At 49.0% G+C, this 24880-nt stretch carries 22 protein-coding genes; 8 read left to right on the top strand and 14 right to left on the bottom strand.

Translation table 11 applies throughout. The annotated features are described in order from the left end of the window. Positions 1-373: 373 nt before the first annotated feature. From ACINK7_RS20950 to ACINK7_RS20960, 3 genes are read left to right on the top strand one after another with little or no spacing between them, the layout of a single operon-like run. Positions 374-601, top strand: a complete 228-nt coding sequence (locus tag ACINK7_RS20950) for a response regulator (protein ID WP_404358375.1) — start codon at positions 374-376, stop codon at positions 599-601. Then, positions 588-977, top strand: a complete 390-nt coding sequence (locus ACINK7_RS20955) for a PleD family two-component system response regulator (protein WP_404358377.1) — start codon at positions 588-590, stop codon at positions 975-977. Before ACINK7_RS20950 ends, ACINK7_RS20955 begins: the two co-directional genes overlap by 14 nt. After that, the gene (locus tag ACINK7_RS20960) at positions 964-3246 is read left to right on the top strand and encodes an EAL domain-containing protein (RefSeq protein ID WP_404358378.1); all 2283 of its coding nucleotides are present in this window, start codon (positions 964-966) and stop codon (positions 3244-3246) included. Before ACINK7_RS20955 ends, ACINK7_RS20960 begins: the two co-directional genes overlap by 14 nt. Before the next feature lie 32 nt (positions 3247-3278). Here the strand turns inward: ACINK7_RS20960 and ACINK7_RS20965 are convergent, their stop codons facing one another. The 13 genes from ACINK7_RS20965 to gnd form a co-directional block, all read right to left on the bottom strand. Continuing rightward, complete coding sequence (locus ACINK7_RS20965) at positions 3279-3650, bottom strand: DUF86 domain-containing protein (protein ID WP_404358380.1); 372 nt, start codon at positions 3648-3650, stop codon at positions 3279-3281. Beyond that, positions 3643-3828 (bottom strand): hypothetical protein, encoded by a 186-nt coding sequence (locus ACINK7_RS20970; protein WP_404358382.1) that lies wholly within the window; start codon positions 3826-3828, stop codon positions 3643-3645. Before ACINK7_RS20970 ends, ACINK7_RS20965 begins: the two co-directional genes overlap by 8 nt. After that, positions 3807-4025, bottom strand: a complete 219-nt coding sequence (locus ACINK7_RS20975; RefSeq protein ID WP_404358383.1) for a nucleotidyltransferase domain-containing protein — start codon at positions 4023-4025, stop codon at positions 3807-3809. Before ACINK7_RS20975 ends, ACINK7_RS20970 begins: the two co-directional genes overlap by 22 nt. A 408-nt stretch (positions 4026-4433) precedes the next feature. Continuing rightward, on the bottom strand, positions 4434-4700 hold the full coding sequence (locus ACINK7_RS20980) for a hypothetical protein (RefSeq protein WP_404358385.1): 267 nt from the start codon (positions 4698-4700) through the stop codon (positions 4434-4436). 41 nt (positions 4701-4741) lie between these two features. Next, entirely contained in the window at positions 4742-5608 is an 867-nt protein-coding gene (gene cas6e, locus ACINK7_RS20985; protein WP_404358387.1) for a type I-E CRISPR-associated protein Cas6/Cse3/CasE, read from the bottom strand. Next, positions 5608-6393, bottom strand: coding sequence for a type I-E CRISPR-associated protein Cas5/CasD (cas5e, locus tag ACINK7_RS20990; protein WP_404358389.1), 786 nt, complete (start codon positions 6391-6393; stop codon positions 5608-5610). Before cas5e ends, cas6e begins: the two co-directional genes overlap by 1 nt. 9 nt (positions 6394-6402) lie before the next feature. Further along, positions 6403-7512: a type I-E CRISPR-associated protein Cas7/Cse4/CasC gene (gene cas7e / locus ACINK7_RS20995; protein WP_404358391.1), complete on the bottom strand. Its 1110-nt coding sequence runs from the start codon at positions 7510-7512 to the stop codon at positions 6403-6405. Positions 7513-7528: 16 nt separating this feature from the next. Then, on the bottom strand, positions 7529-8116 hold the full coding sequence (casB, locus tag ACINK7_RS21000) for a type I-E CRISPR-associated protein Cse2/CasB (protein ID WP_404358392.1): 588 nt from the start codon (positions 8114-8116) through the stop codon (positions 7529-7531). Continuing rightward, complete coding sequence (gene casA / locus ACINK7_RS21005; RefSeq protein WP_404358394.1) at positions 8113-9693, bottom strand: type I-E CRISPR-associated protein Cse1/CasA; 1581 nt, start codon at positions 9691-9693, stop codon at positions 8113-8115. The genes casB and casA overlap by 4 nt, the downstream gene beginning before the upstream one ends. Continuing rightward, the gene (gene cas3, locus ACINK7_RS21010) at positions 9690-12410 is read right to left on the bottom strand and encodes a CRISPR-associated helicase Cas3' (RefSeq protein WP_404358396.1); all 2721 of its coding nucleotides are present in this window, start codon (positions 12408-12410) and stop codon (positions 9690-9692) included. The genes casA and cas3 overlap by 4 nt, the downstream gene beginning before the upstream one ends. 67 nt (positions 12411-12477) lie before the next feature. Then, the gene (locus tag ACINK7_RS21015; protein ID WP_404358398.1) at positions 12478-13458 is read right to left on the bottom strand and encodes a helix-turn-helix transcriptional regulator; all 981 of its coding nucleotides are present in this window, start codon (positions 13456-13458) and stop codon (positions 12478-12480) included. 462 nt (positions 13459-13920) lie between these two features. After that, positions 13921-15411: a glucose-6-phosphate dehydrogenase gene (zwf, locus tag ACINK7_RS21020; RefSeq protein WP_404358400.1), complete on the bottom strand. Its 1491-nt coding sequence runs from the start codon at positions 15409-15411 to the stop codon at positions 13921-13923. Between the two features lie 27 nt (positions 15412-15438). Next, positions 15439-16884 (bottom strand): decarboxylating NADP(+)-dependent phosphogluconate dehydrogenase, encoded by a 1446-nt coding sequence (gene gnd, locus ACINK7_RS21025; protein WP_404358401.1) that lies wholly within the window; start codon positions 16882-16884, stop codon positions 15439-15441. Positions 16885-17517: 633 nt separating this feature from the next. Between gnd and ACINK7_RS21030 the strand changes: the two genes are divergently transcribed. The 5 genes from ACINK7_RS21030 (at position 17518) to ACINK7_RS21050 (ending at position 23244) form a co-directional block, all read left to right on the top strand. Further along, positions 17518-18153: a hypothetical protein gene (locus ACINK7_RS21030; RefSeq protein ID WP_404358403.1), complete on the top strand. Its 636-nt coding sequence runs from the start codon at positions 17518-17520 to the stop codon at positions 18151-18153. A 361-nt stretch (positions 18154-18514) separates the two neighbouring features. Continuing rightward, entirely contained in the window at positions 18515-19879 is a 1365-nt protein-coding gene (locus ACINK7_RS21035) for a hypothetical protein (protein ID WP_404358405.1), read from the top strand. A gap of 586 nt (positions 19880-20465) precedes the next feature. Then, the gene (locus ACINK7_RS21040; RefSeq protein WP_404358407.1) at positions 20466-21452 is read left to right on the top strand and encodes a Tim44 domain-containing protein; all 987 of its coding nucleotides are present in this window, start codon (positions 20466-20468) and stop codon (positions 21450-21452) included. Positions 21453-21514: 62 nt separating this feature from the next. Further along, entirely contained in the window at positions 21515-22243 is a 729-nt protein-coding gene (locus ACINK7_RS21045; protein ID WP_404358409.1) for a response regulator transcription factor, read from the top strand. A gap of 221 nt (positions 22244-22464) precedes the next feature. Then, positions 22465-23244 (top strand): methyltransferase domain-containing protein, encoded by a 780-nt coding sequence (locus tag ACINK7_RS21050; protein ID WP_404358411.1) that lies wholly within the window; start codon positions 22465-22467, stop codon positions 23242-23244. Here the strand turns inward: ACINK7_RS21050 and ACINK7_RS21055 are convergent. Continuing rightward, positions 23241-24485 carry a mechanosensitive ion channel family protein gene (locus tag ACINK7_RS21055; RefSeq protein WP_404358413.1) on the bottom strand — a complete coding sequence of 415 codons (1245 nt, stop codon included), beginning with the start codon at positions 24483-24485 and terminating at the stop codon, positions 23241-23243. The genes ACINK7_RS21050 and ACINK7_RS21055 overlap by 4 nt on opposite strands. Positions 24486-24880: the final 395 nt, after the last annotated feature.

The following is a 24880-nucleotide window of genomic DNA, read 5'->3' on the forward strand; positions in this document are numbered from 1 at the left end:
ACATTAGAGCCTGAATGCAAGCATTACTTATCTCTGTGACGGCTTAACTTAATGGCAGTGTCACCTAACGCTAGGTGATCTGCGTAGGGTACGCTGTTCGTACCATGGTAACTCCGCGATGTTCATGTGCCAACCGAACCGCCAGGGCACGGCTTTGGTACGCGCAGCGTACAATTTATGTATAACGATGAGCAGTCCTACGTGGGAACGAGGAAGAGTCTGAATGTTGGCAGTCTGCCACATGATGGCTTAGCTCAATGACAGTATTGAAGATAAGTCCTCCGTACGTACGTAGAGCATGAGCAGGCCAACCATTAATTTGCCGATCCCGGGTTAGGGACATACTTCGCTGGCGCAAAGACATTTGCCCGACATGGACGGGCTGGAAGCGACTCGTCTTTTGAAAGAAGTGGACGCTACAAGGCATATTAAAGTCGTCGCACTGACCGCTTTCGCAATGAAGGGTGATGAGGAAAAGATGATCGCGGCTGGTTGCGACGGCTATGTCGCCAAGCCGATTCAATACAAACATTTTCTTGATGAAGTTGAAAAAACGCTTTCGATGAATTTCCCAGAGGAAGAGCGCAATGACCATACCTAAAAAAATCTTAATTACCGACGACGATCCGATTAACCGTAAATTGGTGGAAAACCTATTGAAACCAAACGGTTACGACGTTCGTTGCGCGGAGTCCGGACAAGCCGCGCTGGATGCGATCGACTTCGACCCGCCCGACTTGATTCTGCTCGATCTGATGATGCCGGGCATGGATGGCTTCGAAGTGGTCAGGCGGCTCAAGACCGATGCCGCTACCGGCCGAATCCCTATCGTCATGCTGACGGCGCTTGATGACGACGGTTCGCGTGCCCGGCTGACTTCGGCCGGAATCTCCGTGATCCTGACCAAACCCTTGGACCGCTGGGCCTTACAAGGGTGTATCAATAATTTACTGGGGGACTGTCGTGGAGTCGAATGATACGTCTGTCGGCGCAAGCCTTGCGGAATCTGAGCTGGAACGCAGAAACCGGCTCTACACGATGTTGAGCCATATTAACCGATGCATTATCCGCACCAAAGATCCTCAGGAGCTTTACGTTGCCGCTTGCCGAATCGCCATCGAAAGCGTTGGTTTCGCGCTCGCATGGATAGGCTTGATCGATTCGGAAGGAGGGAGACTGATACCGGTCGCCTCTGCCGGAACGGTCACATTAACTCAGCTCAAGAATTTAAATGAGGGAACATTCGAAACCTTGTCGAACGACAAGGAAACCGCCGGCGATTACCGCTTTGCATCCTGGACCGAAATGTCCGAGCAATTAGGCTTGCTTGAAGGCGCCTCTTTTCCGATACGGCTTGAAGGTAAAACCATCGGTTCTTTCAATATCGCGGCAATAGAACCGGGTTTTTTCCGCGACGCCGAAATCAATCTATTGCTGGAAGTGGTGGATGATATTTCGTTCGCGCTCGACATTATCCGCCGCGAGGAAAAGCGGATTGCCGCCGAGAGTAAGATGCGCTATTTCGTCTATTACGACGCCCAAACGGGGCTGCCTAGCCGCGCACTGTTCGAAGAACGCTTGGGCGAGTCTTGTTATAACGGAAACGCGCATCAAGTTGTCGTGATGGTCGTCAATCTTCGCAGATTACAAATCGTCTTGCATTTGCTGGAACCCGATGCTGGCCTGGCAATTATCCGGACTCTGGTCGACAGGCTCGAATCGGTATTGCCGGCCGTCCCTCGCGCGCGTATCGACGAGGCGAAATTCGCCCTGATATTGCAAGACCCGGAAGGCTTGCATGTCGCGGAAGAGTTGGCCTGGCAGATTCATGAGGTCTTGGCCGAGGCCGTCGAGCTCGATGGACAGGAGTACTATGTCGACCCGTTCATCGGCCTCGCAAGATTTCCATTGGACGGCGAACCGGTGGAGGTTCTCAAGCGCGCCATACTGGCCGCGTCTTCCCCCGATACCGACACTATCTGTCGTTTTTTCTTCGCCGATATGGATGAAGGCTCGCGGCAGCAACTAAATCTCGACACCGCCTTGCGCCGTGCCCTGGAGCGCAATGAATTCATTCTGCACTATCAACCGCAATTGGATTTATCGACAGGCAGGATCGTCGGCGCCGAAGCCTTACTGCGTTGGCAAAGCCGCGATTACGGCTTAGTATCGCCGCTGAACTTCATTCCGCTGCTCGAAGAAAACGGCATGATCAACACAATCGGCGAATGGGTGCTGCAAGAGGCCTGTCGGCTCAATCGAAAGTGGCAAGACGAAGGGCTTCCGCCGTTACGCATGGCGGTCAATCTTTCGGCTAGACAATTTTATGGCGGCGATATTCCGAACATAGTCAAGCGCGCGCTCGAGACAACCGGCCTTGAACCGCAATGGTTGGAATTGGAACTGACCGAAAACATTTTTTTGATGGATGCCGATAAAGTTATCCGCACGATGCACGAAATATCGGCGGAAGGCATCGGTTTCGCACTCGACGACTTCGGTACCGGCTATTCATCGCTCAGTTATTTGCAGAGGCTTCCGGTTGATCGAATCAAGATAGACAAATCCTTCGTTGCCAATCTTACCTCCAATCCGAGCGATGCGGCGATCGTTCGCGCGGTGGTCGGAATGGCGCACAGTTTGGGTTTGAAAGTCATCGCCGAAGGCGTCGAAACCGAAGGGCAACTGGGTTTTTTACGCGGCATCAACTGCGAAGAAATCCAGGGTTATTTATTTAGCCGCCCACTGCCGCCCGATGATTTTGCCTTGTTATTACGAGAGGGCCGAAGTATTCCGCCAAAGCAAATTGAGAAGCCGGAACGGGTCTTATTACTGATCGATGACGAGTCGAATATCATTTCGGCATTGACTCGCGTATTACGCCGCAAAGGATTTCGCATCGTCGGCACTACCAGTATTAAAGAAGGATTCGAATTGATGGCGATTCATCAGCCGGGCGTCGTAATTTGCGACCAGCGCATGCCGGAAATGACCGGAACCGAGTTTCTGCGACGAATCAAGGACATTTACCCCGACACGATACGCATCGTGCTGTCGGGCTATACCGAACTAAACTCCGTGATCGATGCGGTCAATCATGGCGAAGTCTATAAGTTTCTGACCAAGCCCTGGGAAGATGAAGCGCTTTGCCAAGTGATCGGCGATGCGTTTAATATTTACGAATTACGGCAAGAAAATCGCGATCTTTCACGAAAGCTAAATACAAATCGAGCTATATCCGAATAGACTTAAAGAGACCTTGCCCCACACGCATCAAGCTACTCCCTTTTTATCCGTCGGTTCATCCCCACGGGCGAGGGGAACGCATCGATGGTTAAATAATCGTGAACCAGCGCATTGCGCATGCCAATCACTTTACGCCATTGCATTAAATCGGATAACGAGATTTTTTGTAATTCCGCCAATTTATTAAAGCTCTCATAGGCATCCAGCGGCAAATGCTTGTTTTCCGATTTCAGCCAATATTTGGCAATGCCGATACACGCTTCGATTAAAACCTGCAAGGCGCGTTCGGCCGCACGCCGTTCCATGCGCGTAAAAGCACGCCGACTGGCAATTTTGGCCAATTGCTCCAGATCCTCCCGGCATTCGTTGATATGGGCGACAATGGAATTAAGGTAGTCAGGCATATTCAAGCTCCATGCGCCTGTGTATGCGTAATGTTTCTCGCCAGAGCCGTTCTTCGTCGCGACAAAATACGATGCTATCGGCACTAATAATCTCAAAGGCCAAAGGAATCGGTGCCAGATTGATATCGACAATCGATACCCTCCCTTCCCTCAACCCTAAGGCTCGTTGCCAATCCAACGCCAGGCACTCCGGTCGCAATCGACGTTCCACCGGGTCATCTTTAATAAAATCGTGAAAGCCACCGCCAAGTCGTAATCGCTCCGCGCATGCGCCACGCCCTTGGCACGCGAGCCATAAAGCCATACTACATCGATTGAACGATCTCTTCGGGCCAAATCGATGATACCATTTAAAGTCGCATCCATTTTCAACATTCAAGTCTCCGGCAACAGCAGGTTTTGAAAAGGTTTGTGGTTTTCCAACGGTAGGTTTGGAAGTCGCGAATATCGGTGGACAAAATACGACCATGCCCCAGCTTCTCCGCCAAAATGACTAACGATGCATCGGCTAGGTCCATGGGAAGGTCTTCGTATTTTTCTATCAACTGGGAAATTCGCACTAAATCTTGAGTAGATATCGCTGAAATTTCAATGTAATTAGATTCTAATGCAGAAAGAAAACGAAGTTGGCTCCGAACGCCTAATGCTGTCCCTAACAAATAACTGGTTTCAGTAATAACGGGCCAGGTTGTAATCTATCCTTCATCCAACTCTTGCATCATCTGAACCGATTTCAGATGATGTTTATCTTTAGTGTTGAAGAAAGCGTACCAGAACCCGGTATCAGTCAATATCATGTTTTTTTTGCCATCCTTGAAACAAATAGTCTTTATAATTTTCCGACAAGTCCTCAGGTCCTTCCGCTGTTCCTGCCAACATTTCAAGTAAACGCTGGTTTTTTTCTTTATTTGTTAACTTAATTTTTTCAGTTTTATCATAGAGTAAGTCCAAAGCCTGCTTAATAATTTCAGTCGTATTCAAATGAGTAACTTGTTGAATTGTTTTTATTTTTTTCTCATATTCCTCGTCTATGCGAGCAGTAATGCGCATGTCTAATCCCCTGTTAGCCATTTTGTCAGATAACTATAGCATCAAATTTTGGCGACAGACAGCAAGCCGCAGCCGAAGGCTTTGGCGCGCCCTATACCATTGAATAAAACGCCGATAAAGGCATCTACATCGGTGATTTCGATATCTCCAGTCAAATCCACCGAGCTAAAGCCGGCTGTTTTGCCTTTTTCCGGTATGGCGTGCCATTGGTAGGCGCTATTTTGTAGTTTTGCCATCCCGTCATTGTCACGAATCAACTGAAACCCGCAACGCCTTTCACCCTGATTTTGAAACCAATTTTCCAATGCCGCGTCGATTTGAGATTTGATAGCCCATTCCAATCGATCCTGCAAATAACCAATCTGGGTCAATCGCTCAGCATAGCGCTGATCTTTTGAAAGAACATCGGATAGATATTTATCAAGCGCTTCACCGCCCTGTTCCAGCAATCGTTTTTTATAGTCGGATTTCCTGGGGTTGAGCGGCAAGCTTGCTTTTAAACCGATCTGATCCACGGTTCCTTTCAAAAAATTCAGTTGTGTATCCATGAGTAAATCATGTTTGCGCCCATTTCGGGTGACTACCGGGTTTACCCGGCAATCGAATTTCAATTTTTGCCCGACCTGAAGTTTGGGATGATACGGCTTCACATCGACGTGAAAAATTGAATTTTCCGGTTCAATGGGTTTTTGTTGCGAAACCAAATAATAAATCGGTTCGCCGCGCACACTTTGCGAATGACCCAACTGCGCCTTGGCGATCTCCTCCCGAAATATGAAGCTACGCTGCTCTACTGAAAACAAGTCATACAATAACCGGTGTATGCCGTATACGTTACCCCGCAATACCCGATTAAGCTGTGAAGACTTGATTAACTCGGGACGCAATTTGACTCTGGAAAAATACATTATTCGCCTCCTTGAACGAAAAGATAGTGTTCCTGCCGGGGTGAAAATTGCCAACGTTTACGCGAAAGCGGTTGGTCGTGCCGAATTCGGGTTTGCCTGTGCGTCAAATCCAAAGTCGAATCGTCGGAAAAGTCTTCCGCCGTTCCTTCCCAGTAATAATGACGGTCTTTAGAGCGTCCCAGCCAAATAAAATCCCGTTCAGACAATCCACTCTGATTTTCCTTATGAGTCGGTAAAATCGGCTTATGTTGGTAGGCTTGAAAAGCCTGATAATAATTCGCCGAGTTACCGATAATCTGTGGTTGCAAAGGGGCAGATAACGGACAGGATTTTCGCCCCAAATACAGATGATATTTTGGGAATAACAAGTGCTGTTCGATTTCGGCAAGGCTAAACGGCGCGCCCTCCAACGCTTTGACGGCAACTAGCGCCAAGGCATCGGCACGGTATTCGCGGCTGGATAAAATAGTACCAAGACGCTCTCGGCCCAACACCAGTTCGTCACGCCGAGTTCGGTAATTGAACTTACCGACCGAATCGGGCGCTTGCGTGGTATGGTAATCGCGTAGTAATCGACCGGTACTATAAACCTCGACCGCTACCGCATAGCCTTGTTGCAACCGTTGTTGCGCCGTTTCATCTTCGCGTTTAATACCGAGCGCCGCGCCCAACAAGCCGATAATGGCCGATTTGCTGGGATAGCTTGCCGTGTGCCTGCTTTCGCCGACGGCAATTTCACCCCAACTCGCCAGTGCGCCGTACAAGCGGAATACAAGGTAATCCATAAAGTGCTCCTATTGACCGACGAAGTCCAGTAATTCGGATAAATTGCCTTTCACTTCGGGAACATTCAATTCATAACGGGCATCGGCGCATGCGCCATAGACTTGATCGAAGCTATCTTTTTGTTTGATCAATGCCTGAATCGAATCGGCGATAAAATCATTGCTTTTACCATCCATAATCGGTTTCAGATAGGCAACGGATAACGATCTCGGTTGTTGATCGCCTTTTTCCGCTAACAAAAACGAAGCGTAGGCGCGAGTGGCAAAACTGTTTTGTTTGCCTTCCGGCGCGACTTTGACGGCGGCTTCGGTCAAAGCGCGAATCGCGTTGTTCGCCAAAGCCTCATCGCCCCCTAAATTTTCGACCAACAACTCTCGATTAATACAGAGATAAGAATAAAACAAACCGGCGGCAAAACGAGTTTCGCCAATATGAGCCGCGCCCATATCCTCCAGGCCGTCATTCAAATCATCGACCGCAGTGAAATAATCATCTTCGATAACGACCGGATGTACACTGATGGCATGGGCAACCTGACAAGCGGCTTCGATGTTAAAAGCAGGACTTGATGCCAGCATACGGCCAAATAGCGCAATATCAACATCACAGACTTTTTGACGCAAGAATTTCAATTCATCATCCTCGGGCGCCGAGCCGCGTTCGATAAGCTTATCCGCCAAGGCAAAAATGCTTTTTTCTTCTTCGCTATCGAAAAAAGCCAGTTGTTCGATTTCGACCTCCTCCAACTCTTTCTTTTTACGTGCTTCTTCGGTTAATTTTTTCAGATCGTCTTTTTCTTTTTTTGATAACTGCTTCAGTTTGCCGAAAACTCCGGCAATCGGCTTGCTCCATTCCAACGCATTGTCATGATCGACACCTTTACTGGTCAGGTAGTGATAGAGTTTGACGCCCATTTCCTTGGTGCGCGTACCGATATGCCCGTTCAATGCCTGCTGAAAATGATCCGAAGTTCGCCAGGTTCTCTTCAGGCACTGCGAAGAAACCCGCAAACGGTCATAACCGCCCATCTTGGCGGTTTTCGGACTGCCCTGATCATCACGGTTTAAGTTGGCGGGCGGATAGGCGGTTAACAGATGCAATTGTAAAAAACGGCTCATAGTGTGGTCCTTGTTGTTAAGATTTAGGGTGTGCTAATGCGGTGAAATAATCGGTAGCCCAGCGGACCGCCAGGCGATTGTTCGGGTTGCGGTCGATGGAATATTCATATTCCCGATGCCAATGAATGATGTCATTGGCCAAGGAAAGAATGTTGACGTTGCCGTTGAGCAAACGGATAGCGCGCAGAATGCGCCGATAGAAATCGTCGATGGTTTTGCTTTTTTGCAATTGTTGGAAGCGTAATTCGCTCATCGGCGCTTTGCCTTTGCCTTCGATGGGCGTTGCCAGTTGTTCGGCGAAGCTGGCGGTTTGGCTTTCGCTGTTTGACTCTTTACTTTTGTAAATCCGGCTGATACTTAACTTATGGTTTTTCACATGAGACAAAGCACCGGCGACACTGGCGCTTACCAGCATATTCTTACGCCAGCGGTCGGTATCCGGCGTTTTTTCCAAAAAATGAAAAAACGCATCGGTCAATAAAATATCTTCCGGGCCTTCCGCTCGGCGTAAACGTGCGCGGTCGCCGCGATTGTCGTCCAGCCATTGATGCCAGTGCGCCAAGGCTTTTTGGTCGTCGTGCCCTAAATAGGGATACTGATTCATGATGCCGCCTCCTCCTCTTCCTGTGCTTTCGTTTTAAGGTTTTTAATGGCTTTATTGCCGTGGAACTTTTTGCTTAATTCATTTTTCGCCGCAATAATGCGTTTTAAATCCAGGTCTTCAGGAATCGTTTCCAGGGTGGCGGTTTCGAAAATCTGAAACATTTTATTTCGCAAGACTTTGAGCCATGTCTGATAGATTTCAGGCGGGGCCATGCCGGTATCGCCCGGTAATGTCGCCAGTTGTTCCAACAAACGGTAAAAATTCGCTTCGGTCGCCTGCCAAAATTGCGCATCGATGTGTGACATATCACCTTTGACATCTTTAGGACGGCGGAACCAAGCTTCTTTGGTGTAAGTGCGTAACAATTTAACGGTTTCTCGTGCCGCACCGATCAATTCTGTCGCCCATTCCATTAAATTGTTTCTTTGCTGTTCATCCATATAAAAAGCCGGAAAACGCGATTCATACCAACAACGGGCTTTCATATTGTCCATGTCATAACCGAAGCACCATATCGAAGCTAGGTTGTTGCCGAATTCTCTACCGCGCTCAGCATTAAAAAATTGAACGATTTCTGCAGCCTTGTCGCCATTTTCGCTATCTTGCAAGGCTAATCCTAACCAATGCCGATAACCCAAACCGCCCTGTTGGCCTTTAAGCGATAGTGGCAACTCTTTCTTGTTTGGATCAAAACGATAAGGCGTCAACGGATGAACCCAGGCGCCGTCGTAATTAACGCCGTAATTCTTGGTGCGATATTCGGTAAACAACCGCTCCGCCCGTTGACCGCAAAGATCGCAGCTTTCGTTCTCTATTTGTGTCGAGAGCCTGATGCGCCTGGGCATTCCCCAATAAGCCTGCAATGGGTGTACGTCTTGTGGCGTTGTTATCTTGCCGTTTTTGTCGGACACGCGGGTTGTTTCCAGCCATGGAAAAATGCTGTTATCCAAGGTTTCTGCCGATTCCATTTCTTCACGGTTAAACACATTCAGCCATAATGTTTGCCATAGAGTCGCGGTTCCAGCCGCAGGTACCAAAAGCGTGGTTAAAGGTCCACCGCCACGCAAACCAACCCGATGCCCCACACCGCCGGAGGGCGCATTGGTTTGCAAAGTAAAAAGGGCTGCAGCGGTGCAAGATGGGCAAAGTTTATTCACCTTGCCGCTCTTAATAAAATGATCCAGATTGTCCTTGATAGTTTTTCCGCCGGGCGCTTCAATTAACAATGCCGATATATGCTTGGTTTCTCCATCAGCTAAATCATAATCCTGCAAAAAAGCAGCGCCTTCCGGATTATCCAACTCGAAGGAAAACGCAACTTTTGCAAACGCCTCTTTTAGCTGCCGCGTTTCCGGCATCTCTTCCCAGTATTCCAGCCATTCGTCCTCGTCTTCCCGGGCAAAACAGGTTTGTAACAAACCGATTAATAACTGATATAGCGCGCCTTGAAAGTCGGCTCTGGGCGCGTTGATCTCAATCACCGGATTTTCGGTTTCGGCGATTTGCCAAGGAGCGATCAACGCTTGCGTTTGGTCTTGTCTGATCACAGGAATCCATGGATCATTAATCAGGTTCATTGTGTGTCCCTCGTGGGTAATTGCCAGCCGTCGCCGGCACTGTAAAAATCCGTAGTTGTTTCGGTCAACGGAAAGACCTCCAGCCAGCGCAAAGCTTTGGTTTCTGTTTTCAACGCTTCGATCGTTTCTTTAAGTTCTTTCGGGATGGCTTTTAGGGCGTTTTTCCACTCGGATTCCGGTACTTTGACTGTGCTCAGAGCCCAAGCATAAGTTGGATGCGCCGCGTAGGGTTTCAATTCGCCTTCTTGCCAAACCGCCAATGCCACGGAAACCGTTTCCTGTTCGCTCAAGCGAGTGGGAATTCGAGTTTCTTCGTCCCAATCGCCGCTGGCATAGGTATAGCCTTTGCTCAGTTTCAAGGCATTCAAATCGGCCATGCTTTTTTTGCAGGCATCATCCCCTTCGGCATTCCAGGAAAGATTATCCAAGGACTCGGGATAGCTTTCATTTCCGGAATAAACCCCTTCGATTAACCTTCTGGCGTCCTCCGGCATAGCAAAGGCTGAAGCTTCCAATAATTTTTTCGCCGTCAACCAGAGTTGTCCGGCATGCCGGTAAACCGCCAATGTTCCGGCATGATCCGGTTTCAACCACTCTTCGTTAACATCATCTTTCGGTTCCGGCGCATAAAGGTATAGCACGGCGGTTTCGCGTTGGTCTTTCGCGCCTTTTTCCATGAGACGGTTACCTTGAGCGTCCCGTACATGCCGCTGCAAGCGCCCGGCCCGTTGAATGATCAAATCGATCGGCGCAAGATCGCTAATCAAAACATCGAAGTCCAAATCAAGCGATTGTTCGACGACCTGCGTTGCAATTAAAACGCGCCCTTTTCTATCGGCAGCCCTTGAATCCTTACCGAACCAATTTAAGGTTTGATCTTCAATCCGTTGCCGATCGCACATCGCAAAGCGACTATGGAATAAACTCAGTTGCGCAGGACAAAGACCCTCAGCCAATAAATCCTGATAGCTTCTCCTCGCCTCTTTGACGGTATTACGAATCCAACACACGCATTGTCCGGCCTCGATGGATTTTCGGATTCTTTGCAAAGCAGCCGTTTCACTAGCCAAGCGCTCAACGCGAACCTTTCGTTTCACTTCTTCGCGCGTGTCGAGCGATTTTTCTATCTCTTTTTCAGTTGTGGTGTGCGTCACCAAAGGATAGTCTGTACTAAGTAAGTCCGGCGTATCCGTATTCAAACCTTGGTGAAAGGCTTTAACCAGTTCTTGGCGCATTGTCTGCGGCAAGGTGGCGGACAACAAAATCACACTGCCTCCTTGCCGGGCATGAGCCTCCAGCAAGGCGCTGAGTAGTTTTTGCATATAGCTGTCATACGCGTGAACTTCATCCACTAATAGTATTTTATGGCTCAAGCCTAGAAGTCTTAGGGATTGGTGCCTAGCGGGCAACACTGCCAATAAGGCTTGATCTAAGGTACCGACGCCAATATCGGCCAACAGCGCTTTTTTTCGGGAATCCGCCAACCAAGCATTGCAAAAAGCCGTGGCCGTCTGTTCTTGTTCATCGTCGGATTGTCCTTTTAAATAATCATCGTCCTGTAGTGGTTGTTCCGGCAAAATCACTGATTGTTTAAAGCCGGATGATAAGTCGCGAGCGCCATGCGCCAGGATTAAGGAGGGATTATCGTTAGTTCGATAAAATTTTCGATACACCTTGCCGAGCCGTTGATACATCGCATTCGCCGTCGCCATGGTCGGCAAGGCAATGTAGATCCCATTGGCCAACCCGGCCCCCATCAATCGTTGAGCAAGTACCAAGGCAGCTTCCGTTTTTCCGGCTCCGGTAACGTCTTCCAGTATAAACAACTGGGGCGATTGAACGAGCTCGACTTCAATGGCGTAGTGTTGCAGCGGCGTCGGTTCATCGACAAAATCGAATAAATGTTTTATATCGGAAAAATCATGGATTTCAGCTTGTTCAGGCAGCACACCCATTGCTGTCTCGGCATTGGGCAAGGCAATTTGTCGCCAATACTCTTCTATCGGCATCCTTCGATCGGAATATTCAAAATAGTCCCGGTTCGATCCCAGCCAGTCCGCTAACACAGCCACCCCGGCCAGTTGCCATGAAACCGCTTGAAGGCGTTTTTTTAATGCTTTATCCAGTAATGGCCGAAAATCGAAAGAATTCAGCAGTAAAGAAAAGCTTTCTTGAACAAATTCTAAAGCCGCTTGTTTGTCTTCCGGCAGGAAGTAATCTTCTAATCGTCGAGCTTGTTTAATAGGCGGTTGTCCATGATGTCCCGTCACTATTTCAAGCCAAGGCTCCATGTACTTGCAAAGTTTTTCCATCTCCTTTGCGTTGAAATCGGTGATGGAAAGATTTTTTGCGATGTCCTGTGCTGTCGAGCGAATCCATAACCAAAATCCTAAACTGTCATGGCGTTGGTCGTAACGCATTCTCGGCTTAGGTTTGACCAAATCATCGGACATATTTTCTTTCAATCCCTGAAAAGCCCGTGCGAACTTGCCTAAATCGTGCAAAGCCAAACAGAATACAAAAAAATCTCTGAGCCATGCCGGTTCAACTTGTAACTGCCGAGCCAATTGCCGGCATCTATCTTTCTCAGGGTCAAGCAAACAACAACCGACCGCAGCTACATCCAAACAATGATAAGGCAACAAATGATAGGCAGGCCCCGACTCGCCTTCCGGTTTGGCTTTGCCCCAGTATCGGTAATACAGCGCTTGATTCATATCGTCCTCGTCTAACGGTCATGTCGGGTATTATGCATAGCCACCGTATCAAAGCGTGATACGGTGGCTATTTTTTTTGATAAATTTTCGCCATTTTTTCGATTTGCTCGATCGCGGCTTCGCGTAAAAAGGCAGGTTCCAAAATTTCGACTTCGGCGCCGTGGCGGAGGATATCCATCAATAGTTCGCGGTGATCGCCGAACGGTACGTTCAGTTCGTAGCTGCCGTCTTCGAGCCATTGGTCGGTTTGTTTCGGATGCCATTGTTCGTCCGCGACCCAGCGGGCGCGTTCGGGCGTGAATTTTAGCTTTGCGGTGTGTTCCGCTTTGCCGGAGAAGATGCCGTAGGAAGCGCTGAAATAATCTTCGAGATGCTCTCGTTCGACAGATTGGGAGGGTATATCTTGGCGGGTGGCGGTTTTAATGCGTTCCAGTGCGAAGGTGCGCAGTTCTCTTCTAAAATGACACCACGCGTCAAGGTACCAGTTGTCCCGGTAGTAAACCAGATTTTGCGGGGATACGTTACGTGCGGTGGTTTGTCCGTCGCTACGTGCTTCGTAGATTAAATCAAGACGTTGGCTATCGAATAGCGCTCCGGCGATTTTGGAAAACCAAGGATTTCGAACTTTTTGACGTGAGGCGATCGGGATGATTTTGATGCATTCCAGTTTGCGTTCTGCGCTGCTACGATCTAACGCGAGAAGTTTTTCGATCCGGTTTTGCAGTTGGGCGATTTGTTCGCCGAACAAACCCGGCGATATTTTGCGTAGTAGGGTATGGCAGGTCAGCAGTCCCCATAGTTCTTCCGCGTTGAACCATAAGCCGGGCAGTTCGTAAGGGTGTTCGCCGGCTTCGGTGTCGTAGTGGTACCCGTTGCGTTTACGGTCGTAAACGATCGGCGCGTCGAAATGGTCGCGCATGAGTGTTACCAGCCGCTTTACGGTCGCTTCACTGCATTCGAGTTTTTCTTGCAATTGGGTATTGGATATCGGCGTTCGGCGACCGGATAGAATGTTATGTAATTGATAGATTCGTTCGAAGCGGTCCATCGCCGCATCTCCTGGTTTGGTGTCAGGTTTTTTAAGGATTGCGTATTTTCGGGAAACTAATGCTCAAATCTATTGATCAGAAAAAGCATTTAACCTAAAAAGAGCAGTTGAGAGCCTCAAACTACCGTTCGCCCTGAGCCCCTTCGGCTGCGCTCAGGAGGGCCCTGTCGAAGGGTGAACGGTAGTTTGAGGCTTCACCAGGTCGGTGAAAGTGTTGTAGACCCTTCATGCTTCGACTAGGCTCAGCACGAACGGTCTACAACACTTGCCAACTGCTCTTTTTAGGTTTAACCATGAATATCATAAATAATATTAATTTAGTTCAATAACTTACTATAGGTTTGTATAAAATATTTGTTTTTCCCCAATCCTAAAAAGCAGTTAGCATGCGTTGTAAACCGTTCGAAGTATAAAACACTTTGTTTTCGTTCGGCGATGATATTTCGAAAGAGGGCTTGAGCGCTATTGACACCACTCCGGCGTCAACGAGGTGCGCCAAAATTGATCTTCTTTTTCGAATAGACGGCGGCTTTCGGTGGGGCCCCAGCTACCGGCCGGATAAGTCGGAATGAAGTCGCGTTCGACGGCCCAGGTTTGCAGTATCGGATCGACGATACGCCAAGCATATTCGACTTCGTCGAAACGCAGAAATAACGAGCGGTCGCCTTTCATGACATCCAGCAATAAATCCTCATAGGCATCGATCGCTTTTTCATCGCTGTTTCGAAAACCGGCATCCAGGCTACTGGTGCGCGTGCGCATTTCCAATCCAGGTTCCTTGACGGTCATTTCCATGCGAATGCGTTCTTCGGGTTGAATGCTCAACAGGACCCAATTCGGATTCATGCACTGCACATGCGTATCGCGGAAAAACTGCAGCGGCGGATGGCGAAAGCAAATCGAGACGACTGATTGACCTTTGGCCAGTCGTTTGCCGGTCTGTAGATAAAACGGCACGCCACGCCAGCGCCAATTATCGATAAATAATTTTACGGCGGCATAGGTTTCGGTAATACTGGTTGGCGGAATGTTCTCTTCCTCCAAATAGCCTTTGACCTTTTCCTTGCCGACCGTGCCTTTGGCGTATTGGCCGCGATAGGCATGCGCGTGTACCGCCGATTTGGGTATTGGGCGAATCGATTTTAAGACCTTGACCTTCTCGTCGCGCAGCGATTCCGCTTCCATTGATGCGGGCGGTTCCATTGCAACCAGCGTCATCAGTTGTAGCAAATGGCTTTGCAGCATGTCGCGCAAAGCTCCGGCCCCATCGTAGTAGCCGCCGCGCGTGTCGATACCGATATCCTCGGCATGGGTAATTTGAACATGGTCGATGTAGTTGCGGTTCCACAGCGGCTCTAGCATGACATTCGCGAAGCGGAATACCAATACATTCTGCACCATGCCTTTGCCTAGATAATGATCGATCCGGTAGATCTGTTCTTCGCTTAAAAAACGGCCGATCCGTTTTTGCAACGATTGCGCGCTGTCCAGGTCGTAACCGAAGGGCTTTTCGATGATAACGCGTTTCCAGCCGTATTCTTGATTCAGTAAGTCGACGTTGCTAAGCGATTCGATGACATTACCGAAATCCTCGGGACTGATCGCGAGATAAAATGCGATGTTTTTGGAAAAATCTTCATCCTTACCCAAGGTAATGGCTAGTCCGCTATAGCATTCCGCTTCACCGAGATCGCCGCGATGATAGGAAAGCCGTTCGCTGAACCGGGCGAATACAGCCTCGTCGATACCTTCACGAACCTTCGCGCCGATCATTTCCCGAACTTCCTCAAGCCATTTTTTTTGGTCCCAAGGCCGTCGGCCAATGCCGACAATACGACTGCCTTCCGGCAGTTTGTTTTCGAGTTCCAAATGATAAAGCGCCGGCATCAGTTTAATTCGGGACAAATTGCCGGTTGCGCCGAAAATAACGTAGGTACAGGGTTCAGCAGACATAGAATCGACTCGTGATATGCGTGTAATTTAAACGTTGTAAGTAGACGATGCGGTTTTACCGCCGTGCCCGGTCCAGTCGGTATGAAAAAACTCGCCGCGCGGACGGTCGGTGCGTTCGTAACTGTGTGCGCCGAAATAATCGCGTTGAGCCTGCAACAGATTGGCGGGCAAGCTCTCCGTCCGGTAACCGTCGTAAAACGCTAGCGCACTGGAAAACGCCGGAGCCGGAATACCCAGTTCGATACTGAGTATGACGGCTTTACGCCAGCCGGGTTCGGCCTGCCGCATAGCATCGACAAAGAAATCGGCCAACAGCAAATTTTCCAAATCGGGATTGCTGTCGTATGCTTGTTTGATATCATTTAAAAATGCGCTGCGGATAATACAACCGCCCCGCCACATCAGCGCGATTTCACCGTAGTTCAACGACCAGCCGTATTCTTTCGCCGCTTCGCGCATGAGCCGGAAACCCTGCGCGTAAGAAATGATTTTCGATGCATACAAGGCATTGCGGATGGTTTCGATGGCTTCTTGCCGGTTTCCCTCAAAACGGTTGACCGGTTTAGGCAGCTTTTGCGAGGCATTGATGCGTTCGTCTTTCATCGCCGACAGGCAGCGCGCGAAGACTGATTCGCCGATCAGCGTCAGCGGAATGCCCAAATCCAGCGCATTGATGCCGGTCCATTTACCGGTGCCTTTTTGGCCGGCTGTGTCGAGGATCTTGTCAAGGAGCGGACTGCCGTCTTCGTCTTTATAGGCAAGAATATTGGCCGTGATTTCGACTAGATAGGAACTGAGTTCCGCGCCGTTCCATTCGGCGAAAATAGTGGAAATCTCATCGGCAGAAAGACCGAGCCCTTCGGACATCAGTTGATAGGCTTCGCAAATGATTTGCATGTCGCCGTATTCGATGCCGTTATGGATCATTTTGACATAGTGGCCCGCGCCGCCATCGCCGACCCATTCACAGCAAGGCTGGCCGTCGACTTTTGCGCTGATCGCCTGCAATACCGGCTTGACGCGGTTCCAGGCATCCGGGTGACCACCGGGCATGATCGAAGGCCCGTGCCTCGCGCCTTCCTCTCCGCCCGAAACGCCGGTGCCGATATAAAGCAAGCCTTTTTCCTTCAGCGCCTTTGTGCGCCGGTCGGTGTCGGTAAATAACGAATTGCCGCCGTCGATGATGATGTCGCCGGCATCAAGTAGCGGGGCTAGTTGCTCTATATAATGATCGACCACTGTTCCGGCTTTAACCATTAACATCACGATGCGCGGCGTTTCCAGTTTCTGCACAAGATCTTCGAGCGAGTAAGTTCCGACGATTTCGGTGCCTTTAGCCGGCCCCGTAAGGAACTCGTCGGTCTTTTCTGTCGTGCGGTTGTAGACGGCTACCTTAAAACCATGATCATTGATGTTGAGAACTAAATTCTGGCCCATGACCGCCAGTCCGATTAAACCGATATTCGCTTTCATATTACGTGCTCCCAAAACCTGTTCTAAGCTTCATAGTAGCACGGGGGCGTTTTTTTGCACGGCTACATTTAATGCTGATAATGCTGACGAATCTTTTTATTAAACGGAGTCTGCCGAATTTGGACCGATCCCGGGTTGTCGGTATACTGAAGCGTAAGCTTTTTGTTTTCCTAAACTTTCGTTTCAAATTCATACTCATCGTATGATCAAAATTCGGCAGTTTAGCCATGATGCGCATGAATTTCATGCAGTATTTCAAAAGGTTGCCTAAATATTCCCGCTAACCTCTTGGGTGAATGAAAGCTCCATACGAACTTATATACTCATCGTAGATCAAAATTCGGCACCGGGGTGTTCGTCAAAGGACGCCGTGAACCCAGCACCTAAATTCCATAGGTCATTGGCAATAATTTAATATGATGGCTAATTTAGGTGCTGGGTGAATACGTCCATGTAAGCTCTATGCCAGCTCCTTGCTGGTCCCACACCTAGCGTTAGGAGAGGGACCGAACACCCCGGCGGCCTCCTTAAGCAATGCCGAAATTTGAAGTGTGAAAGGTATACGAAAGGTATGATTGATTGAATCGTCTTAAAATAGATGTCGATAGACAATAATAATTTTAGGAGAGCGCGATGGAAGATACAGGTTATACAATGAAAGACGGCCGACATTGGTTTGTCGATGGTTGGAAGCTGTTTACTAAAAGCCCGCTGATGCTGATTCTAGGCACCGTGATCTGGATTCTGCTGGAAGTACTGCTAGCACTACTTCCAGTAATCGGTGAGATATTGGACGCTTTGATCTTTCCGGTGATGTACGGCGGATTTTTGTATGCCATTCGAGAAGTCGATGAGCAGCGAAAGATGAAAATCAGTCATTTTTTCCAAGGCTTCATTGATTCGGCCAAGCTGAAACCTTTGTTGATTCTCGGTTTGTTAATGGTATTCTTCGAAATTATTGAAGCGGGATTAATCGTAACACTCGGACCTTTCACGGCACTGATACTAGCCGCGCCATTGGGTCTCCTGGTCATTTCAGCATTATTGTATTCGGTGCCCCAAGTGATGTTCAGCGATAGCAAGCCTGTAGATGCAATCAAAAGTAGTTATTACAACTGCGGGCGTCATATTTCGGCGATGATCACGGTTTATTTGTTCTTGATACTCTTTGCCCTGCTGTCTGTCGTTACGATTGGTTTGGCGATGATTTTAATTATACCGGTAACGTTCTGCGCGCTTTATATCAGCTATAAGGCTATTTATCGTTAGCATATACCTTTCGTACTTCTAATTTCGGCAGCGACTGAGGAGGCGCCTGGTTGTCCGATAAAGACTTTGCCAGCATGGAGCTGGCATAGAGCTTACATGGAATGGACGTATTCACCCAGCACCTAAATTAGCCATCATATTAAATTATTGCCAATGACCTATGGAATTTAGGTGCTGGGTTCACGGCGTCCTTTAGCGGACATCCCGGTGCCGAATTTTGATCTACGATGGGTATAAAATCAGGTGTATTTTTCGGTAATTCCTGGCGGAATAATGAGTCAGGCTTCATGTTGGATATAGAGGTAAGCCTTTTATCCTAAATTGCTGTACGAACTAGTGCGTGTTTTTTGGAGTATATGAAATGGCTAGCTATGATCTGATCACTCGGCAACTTTATCCACTATCCATCACCTTGTTCGGATTGTTGTGCTTTAGTTCATCGGCTATGGCGCAGCAAAATGAAGCAATAGCGTCAGATGACGCTATTCAATCCGCTATTGAACAAGAACTCGCCTACCTGGACCGGGATTCGAAGAATTATAAAACTCCATTGGCCGGGGAAGGCTTCAGAACCGAGTTTCTGGGCGAAGAAATTATTGTCGATCCGCGCGACAGAACATCAGTAAATGCCTGGATGCTGGGTCTTCAATACAACACGCCGGGACCCGACGACCGAGATATTTTTCCGATTGGCAGCCTGTATTTTTGGCGACAACCCGAACAAAGCAAGTTGTTTTATGCGAATATTGCCGGGGCCTATAACGATTTGTTTTACGGCGAACAATTGCCCGATTGGGGCGATTTTCAATATGCATTAGCATTTAGGAATTTTACGCCGCCGAGTGCGATGAGCGAAGTCGTCGACGGACGAAGCGTGCTCGATGAAGAAATGTATTGGGGCCGTTTGCAATGGGATATCGGTCTTGGCTATCGAACTCAAGTCGACCCTGGCTATAACGACAATATCTTCATGGCCAATCTGTATTTCGAGCCGGGTTTTTTATATTTCAGCAAAGGCAGCGAAGCCGCCGATAATCTACTCGCGCCTCGCGATACCGTTGAGCTCGGTTCACGCCTGGAAGTGAAATACGACGGGTTAAAACGGAATATATTATGGCTGGCTCACGAAGGTTTTGCCGCCGGTGGAAACCTGGTCTACGGACACCGCGTGAATTGGCGCGATTGGGGGCTTGACGGCAATCAATACCGCGCTAGCGATTCTCGGGATCATTTGAGATTCGACGCCTATGCGTTAGGCGCCACCGGCGTTCCGTTTATCAATAGTGATAGACACCGGCTATTAGGCTCCATCCATGGCGGTACGGGCGCCAATCTGGACCGATTTTCGGCACAACGCATCGGAGGCGGTGTCAATCCAATGGGTTGGGATTTTGCCTCGACTGCCATGCCCGTGCTCCCCGGAGCTTCGGTATGGGAATATTATCCCGAACACTATTTGATCGGTAATGCCGAATACCGCTGGGAACCGATTTTTTTCAGTTACTTGAGCTTACACGGAACTGCGGGTTGGTTGAATCCAGTACGCAATATCGGCGGCGAATTTAAGAGAGAAGAAACGTTTTATAGCGCGGTGGGCGGTCGGCTCGCGACCGGTTTTCTCGGTGAATCGATGTTGGTCGTAGATGTTACCCATAATTTCAACGTACTAAGGGATGACGAACGTGGCGGAAGCGACATTACTTTCTTTGTGGTGAAGGAGTTTTGATGCGCCGTTACCTGAAAAATTGAGGCGCGGCGGCGGGTTATTCAACCCGCCCCGAATGTCTTATTTTTATACTGGACATGGTTGAAACATTCGGGACAGGGTCGCTAACCCTGTCCCGCATAAACAGTTTAGAACGCATCTCGCACCTAATGCTGTTCCTCAAGCTTGAGCTTGGGGAACCTGTCCAGGCATCTCTGGCTTCCCAACGATCGAAGTAGTTGTGAACGAACGAGTTGGGGTTGATTGAGATTATGTCGGTCTCAGGACGCTGGAGCTTCCGGAGCATGTTTCCCAAGCTTGAGCTTGGGAAACAGCGGGGTGCGGGTTGGCCGTTTTTAGCTTGATGCGTATGGTTACTCAATCCGCCCAGTATGCTTTTAACCCCATATTGCTTAATTCACTTCATACTAAGAAAGATGGGATTTTTGACTGCTTGCCGTGAGTCTATCGATGGAACTCAATCAGGTCTTCCCGTGTCGTAAACGAGAATCTTTAATGCGTAGTTAATAGGGCGAAAGACTGCGTTATACAATGAATAGCCCAATTATTTTTCTTGCCTTTATCAATAAAAATCAAAAACTTACTCATGAATAAATTAACCAGTATAGTGACAACCATGATCATCGGACTGTCCCTTGGATTGGGCAGCGTCTCGGATGCCGAAGCCAAGCGGTTCGGCGGAGGCGGCTCGTTCGGCGGCAAATCCTCGTTCAATAAACCGTATCAACGCTCTGCCTCACCGGCAAAAGCGGCACCAACACGCCAACAGCAACAAGCCCAAGCTCAAAACCAAGCGGCCAAACAAAAACTCGCTAGTCGCGGCGGCTTGATGGGCATGCTCGGCGGCCTGGCTTTGGGCGGGTTACTCGGCGCCATGTTATTCGGCGGCGCCTTCGAGAACTTCAATTTCATGGATATTTTAGTATTCGGAGGTATCGCGTTTTTACTCTATAAACTATTTGCCGCCCGAGCCAAAAATGCCGCGCGACCGGTACCGGCTTATAGCCGCGACAGCTATGAACCGCAACAGCGCTCAACTTCCGCTTATAGCAATTATGAAGCGCCTCAAGCCCAAGAGACATCACGCGCTTCGGTCGGCAATACGGGTTTCAATACCGACTTATTGTTTAAGAAAGGCCCTCAAGCCAATAACGATTCTGGATTCGAGCCCGCTATCGAAAATCGCGACCTCATCTTGCCGGAAGGTTTCGACGAACATGCTTTCTTGAACGGTGCCGAAAATGCGTTTAGAGCTTTGCAAACCGCTTGGGACGATCGCGATCTAGCCGAAATCAGAGGCTTAACCACCGACCGCGTGTTCGCCGAAATACAAGATCAACTCAAGGCCTCGACCGATGACAACCGAACCGAGGTCATCAGTGTTAAAGCCGAGTTGCTCGATGTCCGCGAATCCGGCAGCGAATTGGAAGCGACCGTATTGTTCGATTCCTTACTTCGCGAAGACATTTACGGACCGGAGCAAGCTGTTCGCGAAGTCTGGCATTTCGTTAAGCCGAGAAATAGCCTGCAGCCGAAATGGTACTTGGACGGCATTCAGCAAGTCGAAGAATAACCTTAACTCTAGCGATACAAGGTTCGGCGGGGTCTCCGCCGAACCTTCGCACTTTCCAAAATATGGACGTTTCTCCAGCCAATCCTCAATATCAGCCGAGCCCGCGGAATGCCTCATTGCTGCTGGTCGAAGATCATAAGAACCTGGCTCAAGCGGTCGGGGCTTATCTTGAAAGCAGCGGCTTTACGATGGATTATGCCTACGACGGATTGTGCGCACTGCATCTTGCCGCAACGCAACGCTATGATGCAATCATTCTCGATATTACGCTACCCGGAGGCATCGACGGCTTAGAAATATGCCGGAGACTGCGTAAAGACGCGCGTTTGTCGACGCCGATATTAATGCTGACGGCTCGCGATCAATTGCAAGACAAGCTGGAAGGATTTCAACGCGGCGCCGACGATTATCTAGTCAAGCCGTTCGAAATGCCGGAGCTCGAAGCCCGGATCAATGCCTTGATCCGCCGCGAACGCGGCGAATTGGACGAGTCCGTTTATCAAATTCACGACTTAACCTTCAATACCAGCACAATGCAGGTCATGCGCCAGGGCCGGATTATTCAATTGTCGCCGACATGTTTGCGGATACTGCGCATCCTGATGCGCGAATCGCCCAACCTCGTGACCCGAGAGCAATTGGAACAAGAACTCTGGGGAGAGCTAATTCCAGACAGCGATACGCTCCGAAGCCATTTATACAAACTGCGCAAAAAAATCGACAAGCCGTTCGATGTGCCCTTGCTCGAAACCCAATCGGGGATCGGTTATCGGCTAATCGCACCGAATTAACCTAGAAAAAGCATTTCACCATGAAGGGCATGAAGATAATGAAGGAAAGAGAATTGAGTGCAGGCTTCGCCTGCACTCCAGCGGCAATAATGATGACATAGGCTGTTAATGGTTAGTGACTCATTTAAATTGAAAACGCTGTATCTTCAAGACCTTCATGCTCTTCATGGTTAAACTGCCGAATTTAGGAATAAGCGCTTTTGGAACGAAACCCCTGCCCGATGAAACCACTGAAAGACCGTAATTTCGACCCGTTTGTCGAAAAATTCGAACAAAAAGTCTACGGCACGCCCAAAGGAAATTGGCGGCTCAAGCTATTGAAGGAAGATCTTGACGAGTTTTACCGGGCTGCCAAACCTCTGTCGATATGGGATGCCGGATGCGGTTTTGGGCAAATCAGCCAATGGCTCGCCGGGCAAGGCCACCGTCTGACGCTATGCGACGTGTCGGAAAAGATGTTGGCGCGGGCGCGGCAAAATCTTTCCGAAGCCGGCCTGATCGCCGAATTTCATCATGAACCCGCGCAAACGCTCGCGGCCAAACTGCCCCCATTCGATTTGGTTTTATTTCATGCGGTAATCGAATGGCTCGCCGATCCACTGCCGGTCTTGCAAATCATCATGGATAAGGTCAAGCCCGGCGGCTATTTGTCGCTGTTGTTCTATAACCGTAACGCGATGGTATATACCAATGCCTTGAAAGGCCATTGGCGCTGGAAAAACCTGCTTGACGACGCTTATCTCGGCAAAGGTAAAAAACTAACGCCGCCGAATCCTCAATATCCTCACGAAGTCATCGAGCGATTGCAAAGCCACGGATTTAGCATTACGGCGCATACCGGCATTCGCGTGTTTCACGATTATGTCAGCAAAGACACTTTAGACGGCAGCGATCCGGCCGAATTATTCGAATTGGAATACCGCTACTGCCGAATGCCGACCTACCGAGACATGGGGCGCTATATTCATCTATTGGCTCGTCGGCAAAGCGATAACGATTAATTCCCAGTCGCTTTCAACAGCGCTTGCAAATCCTGGCCGCTCGGCATTTGATGGACGCGCAGGCCGAATTCCGGCACTACCGCTAATACATGGTCGAAAATATCGGCTTGAATACTTTCGTAATTGACCCAGCGCGTATCGTTGCTGAACGCATAGACCTGAATCGGCAGTCCGTGCGCATCGGGTTCCAATTGGCGTACCATCAAAATCATCGATTGATGAATATCGGGATGTGCCTTTAGATAGGCATTCAAATAGGCGCGGAACGTACCTAAATTAGTCAGCCGCCGGCCATTCGCAGGACAAGATAAATCGGCACGCTCTTCTGCATTGGCCTTGTCGATTTCGGCCAGCTTGTGTTCGATATAATCGGTGAGCAGTTTCGTTTTACGCAGACGGACGATCGCTTCCTCGGATAGAAACGCAACGCTAGCGACATCGATTCGAATGCTGCGCATAATGCGCCGGCCGCCGGATTCTTGCATGCCGCGCCAGTTTTTAAACGAATCGGATATCAAGGCGTAAGTCGGGATCGTAGTAATCGTTCGGTCCCAATTCTGCACCTTGACGGTAGTCAAGCCGATATCGATTACATCCCCGTCGGCGCCGTATTTGGACATTTCCAGCCAGTCGCCGACGCTCAACATTTTGTTGGCCGACAGTTGAATGCCGGCAGCCAAGCCCAATAACGAATCCTTGAACACTAAGAGCAGTACTGCCGTCATCGCGCCCAAGCTGCTGAGTAAAATCACCGGCGATTTGTCGGTGATGATCGAAACAAATAAGATACAGGCAAAACCGGATGCAATCAGCTTGATGCTTTGGAAGACACCGCGCAAAGGCCAATGTCGTGCGACACGGTATTGATGTGCCAAGGACAGCAAGGTGTCGAGCAAGGAAAACAAACTTAAGAGCAGATAAAACAATATCCACAATTTAGCGGCTAATTCGATGCCGGATAAAAACAATGACTCCTGGGCCAGCCATAGCTGCGCTTGCCAGCGGACCAACATGGCCTGAAATACGAATGCAATGCGATTGAATAAATTTTGCTCGAATAAGGCGCGCTTCCAAACCCATTTGCTTCGGTAGGCCAATTTTTCGACTAAACGCAGAAAGACATAATGCAAAATGAGGTGGGTTAATATTGCTATGGCAACGATAGCCGCCAAAGCGATTGCCACTTTGGTGCTAGGCTCCAGATTTAAGTCTTGCAACCATTGTGTAACCGTATCGAACACTAATCACTCCTAAAAGAAATTCATTAAACTGCTAAATGCAGTAAACATTTGTGGTTATAGTAAAGACTATTCAGCTTTTTTGAAAAAGAGGTCTTAGAGGAGATTATATAAATAAATCCTCCTAAATCCCCTTCCTCAAGGCTATGTTTGCGTTGATGGTTGAAAAATTGGCTTTGACTTGGCGGGACGGGTTTTGTAACCCCGTCCTAAACGTTACCTATATGGATGTAGGTAAGGGGCGTGAGCAGGAGCGGAAGCTTTTCGACCGTGGCCCAAGCAAATCAAAACGTTCGGAGCGGGTTGAATAACTCGCCCCGCGTGAGGTAGCCCGGATGGAGCGCAGCGCAATCCGGGAAGTTCGAAGCTACGCCATTCCCGTATTCCGCTACGCTGCA

Origin of the sequence: Methylotuvimicrobium sp. KM1 (assembly GCF_044788715.1) — a bacterium.
Classification (GTDB): Bacteria; Pseudomonadota; Gammaproteobacteria; order Methylococcales; family Methylomonadaceae; genus Methylotuvimicrobium.